Source organism: Ramlibacter sp., assembly GCF_013697775.1.
In the GTDB taxonomy this organism is placed as follows: domain Bacteria; phylum Pseudomonadota; class Gammaproteobacteria; order Burkholderiales; family Burkholderiaceae_C; genus Ramlibacter.
The window spans coordinates 1-5,083 of sequence record NZ_JACCWG010000431.1 but is presented as its reverse complement, the minus strand read 5'-3'; the positions used below and the strand labels follow the sequence as shown (position 1 = coordinate 5,083).

2 protein-coding genes and 2 pseudogenes are annotated in these 5,083 nt (G+C 66.4%); 1 reads left to right on the top strand and 3 read right to left on the bottom strand.

Annotation, left to right across the window (positions count from 1 at the left end; genetic code table 11):
* A pseudogene (locus H0U68_RS21840) lies at positions 1–882 on the top strand (aldo/keto reductase); the annotation flags it as partial.
* Positions 883–887: 5 nt separating this feature from the next.
* Here the strand turns inward: H0U68_RS21840 and H0U68_RS21835 are convergent.
* The 3 genes and pseudogenes from H0U68_RS21835 to H0U68_RS21825 all read right to left on the bottom strand — a co-directional run.
* A complete protein-coding gene (locus H0U68_RS21835) occupies positions 888–1,799 on the bottom strand; it encodes a DMT family transporter (protein WP_296359008.1) in 912 nt (303 codons plus the stop codon).
* Between the two features lie 141 nt (positions 1,800–1,940).
* Positions 1,941–4,334, bottom strand: coding sequence for an RNA polymerase sigma factor RpoD (rpoD, locus tag H0U68_RS21830; RefSeq protein ID WP_296359007.1), 2,394 nt, complete (start codon positions 4,332–4,334; stop codon positions 1,941–1,943).
* Between the two features lie 228 nt (positions 4,335–4,562).
* Positions 4,563–5,083, bottom strand: a pseudogene (locus tag H0U68_RS21825) (hypothetical protein); the annotation flags it as partial.

The window sequence follows — 5,083 nt, the reverse complement described above, 5'->3', positions numbered from 1 at the left end:
GCGCTGGATGCGGGCGTGATGCTGTTCGACACCGCGGCGCTGTACGGCTTCGGCGCCAACGAAACCCTGGTCGGGCGCGTGTTCAGGAACCGCCGCTGGGACATCACGCTCGCGAGCAAGGGCGGCATGGCCGGCGTCAAGGGCGAGGACGGCACCATGCGCCGCGTGATAGACGGCCGGCCCGAGGCGATCCGCCGCAATTGCGAGGACAGCTTGAAGCGCCTGCAGACCGAGGTGATCGACCTGTACTACCTGCACCGCTGGGACAAGAAGGTGCCGATCGAAGACAGCGTGGGCGCGGTGAGCCGGCTGGTGGAAGAGGGCAAGGTGCGCGCCATCGGCTTGTCCGAAGTGTCGGCCGCGACCATCCGCAAGGCGTACGCGGTGCACGCGATCGCGGCGGTGCAGACCGAATACTCGCTGTGGACGCGCAACCCGGAGATCGCGGTGCTGCAGGCCTGCCGCGACCTGGACATCGCCTTCGTGGCGTTCAGCCCGGTGGCGCGCGGCTTTTTGTGCGACGCGGTGCACGACGTGGCCACGCTCGATGCAAAAGACATCCGCATGTCCATGCCGCGCTTCGATGCGGACAACCATGCGAAGAACCTGAAGTTGCTGCCCGGCTATAAGGCACTGGCGCAGGAGGCCGGCTGCACGCCGGCGCAGCTGGCGCTGGCCTGGCTGCTGCACAAGGGCGGCGACATCATCCCGATCCTCGGCACCACCAGCGTGGAGCACCTGCGCGAAGACCTCGCCGCGGCGGACGTGAAGCTGGATGTCGACTTGCTGGAGCGGCTGTAAGCGCACGTCAACGCGCGCACGGTGTCCGGCGACCGCTACGGCGCGCAGGCACGCGCCGAGGTGGACACCGAAGAATTCTGAGGCCGCTATTCGGGCGCCGACTCCAGATCCGCGCGCGTGGCCTGCCGTTGGCTATGCAGCACGTAGCAGCCGGCCGCGACCAGCAGGGCGATGCCGCACCACGCCAGCAGGTTGGGCACGTCGCGCCACACCAGGTAGCCCAGCAGCAGAGCGACCAGCAGCCCGACGTAGCGGAACGGCACGATCAAACTCATCTCGCCCGCGCGCATGGCGATGATCAGCAGGTAGTAGCCCGCGCTCAGGAACACGCTCGCGGCGGCCAGCAGCGCGAGCTGCTTGCCGCCGACCGGCTGCCAGTCGCCGAACGCCACCCAGATGCTGGCGAACAGCGTGACCGCCACCGCGGTGCTGAGGGTGACCACGACGGACGGAATGCGCGGATCGATGGTGCGGGTGAGCAGGTCGCGGCTGGCATGGAAAACCGTGCCGACCAGGCACAGCAGCGCGTACGCGTTGAAGGCGGCACCCGCGGGCTGCACGATCATCAGCACGCCGGCGAAACCGGTGGCGATGGCCAGCCAGCGGCCGATGCCCACGCGCTCCTTGAACAGCAGGATGGCGAACAGCGTGATGATCAGCGGCGTCGCCATGCTGATGGCCGCCGCGTTGCCGATCGGCAGGTGGAACAGCGAGGTCAGGTAGATCAGCGTCGCCGTGGCGTCGATGCCGGCGCGCACCATCACGCGGCGGTCCAGCAGCGCGCGCAATTGCCCGAACGCGCCCAGCGCATACGACACGCCCAGCAGCAGCACGGTGGCGAACACGCCGCGCAGCAGGATCAGCTGCGCGGAGGGCAGCGACTCGCTGACGTATTTGACCAGGCTGTCGTTGGCGACGAAGCTGGACATGCCCGCGGACATGGCCAGCACGCCCCGGCGGTTGGCGGCGCGCAGGGCCGCGGTGGCAGGTGGGTGCATGGGAGCGGCGATCTTACGCGGGCAGCGCACCTCGGCGGTGCGTAGGGTTTCATCGCCGCCATCGCCGGGGCTTGAGCTTGGCCGCTACCAGGAAAAATGCCCCGCGGTGCGGGGCATTTTTTCGATCGCGAGGAGCAGTGCTTACAGCGTGTCGATGAAGCTGCGCAGCTTGTCGCTGCGGCTGGGGTGCTTCAGCTTGCGCAGCGCCTTGGCCTCGATCTGGCGGATGCGCTCGCGGGTCACGTCGAACTGCTTGCCGACTTCTTCCAGAGTGTGGTCGGTGCTCATCTCGATGCCGAAGCGCATGCGCAGCACCTTGGCTTCGCGCGGGGTCAGCGAGTCCAGGATGTCCTTGACCACGTCGCGCAGGCCGGCCTGCATGGCCGCTTCGATGGGCGCGGTGTTGCCCGTGTCCTCGATGAAATCGCCCAGGTGGGAATCGTCGTCGTCCCCGATCGGCGTTTCCATGGAGATCGGCTCCTTGGCGATCTTCATGATCTTGCGGATCTTGTCCTCGGGGATCTCCATCTTGGCGGCCAGGATGCTGGCGTCCGGCTCGAAGCCGAACTCCTGCAAGTGCTGGCGGCTGATGCGGTTCATCTTGTTGATGGTCTCGATCATGTGCACCGGGATGCGGATGGTGCGCGCCTGGTCGGCGATCGAGCGCGTGATGGCCTGGCGGATCCACCACGTGGCGTAGGTCGAGAATTTGTAGCCGCGGCGGTATTCGAACTTGTCCACCGCCTTCATCAGGCCGATGTTGCCTTCCTGGATCAGGTCCAGGAACTGCAGGCCGCGGTTGGTGTACTTCTTCGCGATCGAGATCACCAGGCGCAGGTTGGCCTCGATCATTTCCTTCTTGGCTTCGCGCGAGGACGCTTCGCCCTCGTTCATGCGCTTGTTGATCGCCTTCAGCTCGCCCAGCGGCACCACCACGCGCGACTGCAGGTCGGTCAGCTTCTGCTGCAGTTCCTGGATCGCCGGGATGTTGCGCGTGATCACGTTGCTCCAGGGCTTGCCCGCCGCGGCCTGCTTTTCCACCCACTTCAGGTTCAGCAGGTTGGGCGGGAAATCCTTGATGAAGGTTTCCTGCGGCATGCCGCACTTGTCCACGATGATGCGGCGCAGCTCGCGCTCCTTCTTGCGCACGTCGTCCACCTGGCCGCGCACCATGTCGCACAGCTTCTCGATGGTCTTGGCGGTGAAGCGGATGGTCATCAGCTCTTCGCTGAGCGCGTGCTGGGACTTGTGGTAGACGGGCGTACCCCAGCCTTCCTTGTCGTAGACCTTGTGCACCTTCTCGAACAGGCCGTGGATGCGGTCGAAGCGTTCCAGCGCCTGGGCCTTGAGCTCCTCGAGCTTCTTGGTCAGCGCCTTGGAGCCGCCCTGGCCGTCGTCGTCGTCGTCGGCGTCGAATTCGTCGAAGTCTTCTTCGGCCACGTAGTCGTCGGCCTCGTTCGGGTTCGAGAAGCCGTCCACCACGGTGGAGATGACGATCTTGCCTTCGCGGATGTCCGCGGCCAGGCGCAGGATTTCGGCGATGGTGGCGGGCGAGGCGGAGATCGCCTCCATCATCGCCATCAAGCCGCCTTCGATGCGCTTGGCGATTTCGATTTCGCCTTCGCGCGTGAGCAGCTCCACCGTGCCCATTTCACGCATGTACATGCGCACCGGGTCGGTGGTGCGCCCGAATTCGCTGTCCACGGTGGACAGCGCTGCTTCGGCTTCCTCTTCGGCTTCCTCGGCCGTCGCCGCCGTCGGGGTGGTGTTGTTCAGCAACAGCATCTCGGCGTCGGGCGTCTGCTCGTACACCGCCACGCCCAGGTCGTTGAGCATGGTGACCACCACTTCCAGCGTCTCGGCGTCCACCAGCTTTTCGGGCAGGTGGTCGGTGATCTCGGAGTGGGTCAGGTAGCCGCGCGTCTTGCCCAGGGTGATCAGCGCTTTCAGGCGCTGGCGGCGCTTGAGCATTTCCTCTTCGGACAGGACGGTTTCGTCCAGGCCGAATTCCTTCATCAAGGCCCGCTCCTTGGCCTTGCTGATCTTCATGCGCAGCGGCTTGACCTTTTCCGTGACGGCGGCCACCTCGGCCACCGGTTCGGCAACCGGTTCCGGGTCGGCAAACTCGGCCTCGATGTCGGACAGGTCTTCATCCTCGAGCCCCGGCTTGGCCGTGGCGTCCGCCTTGGGCTTGCGGCCGCGCTTGGCGCCGGCCTTGGCGGAGCTGTCATCGCCCTCGGCCTTGGCCGGGCGGCCGGGTTTCTTCTTCAGGGCTTCGTCGCCGGCGGCCGCCTTGACGGCGATCTTCTTCGGCTCTTCCTTGGCGGCGGGCTTGGCGGGGGACTTCGTTGCGGACACGGGCGTAATGGCTTTCGTTGCGGGCTTGGCGGCGGCCTTGGGCGCTGCTGGCGTGGAGGGAACCACTTTCAGCTGGGCCTTGGGCTGCGGCGCTGTGTTAACGACAGGTTTGACCGGCTTTCGGGCGACAGGTTTCGCAGCGGGCTTTGCGGGCTTCGCGGACTTTTGAGCGGGCATTCATACCTCGGGACAAAACGGCAAAACACAAAGGCGCCACGACAACCCGGCGCGGGTGAAGGCGAGATCAGGCGAGGGCGAGCCCTGCCTCGGCGCGTGCAAGATGGTGGGCGAACATTTGGGGTGCAGTCCTTGCGGTAGTTTGGCCTGTTGCCCTGCTGGGCGCCTGGAGGTTGTCCATGGCTGGCCGGTCCGGAGGTGCTGCTGTCGCTCTTGCCGCTAACAACCCTACATTATATCTTTGCGGCTGGTTTTCAAGACCGAAAACTGCTGTTTCTTCAGCGCGAACTGCTCTTTGATCAGCTCGGTCTCCTGCCGCACGCGGTCCGGGTCGGTGCCGGGCAGCTCGCGCACTTGCCGCAGCTGCAGGTCCAGCACGTCCAGCCGGAAGGCCAGGATGGCGGCCTGGAGCTCGGCGAACGGCGTCTCCGGGTCGTCCACCACGCGGCCGTGCGGCTGCAGGCTGTCCTCGGCCAGGATGGCCAGCACGGTGGCCTCGAACTCCTGGTCCTGCACGCCCACCTGTAGGGCGGCCAGCGGCTGGGCGCCGTGCTCGTGGAATTCGCGGTCCATCCAGCGGAAGAAGGCGCCGAATTCGCCTTCCAGGCCGCACAGCACCTCATGGTCGGCCGCGGCCAGGGTGTCCCACCAGCCGGCGTTGCGCAGCAGCAGCCGCGCGATGTTGCGCGCCCGCGCCTCGATGGAAGGCCGGCTCGGGAAGCGCCGGTTCCAGCCGCGCGGCTCCTGCG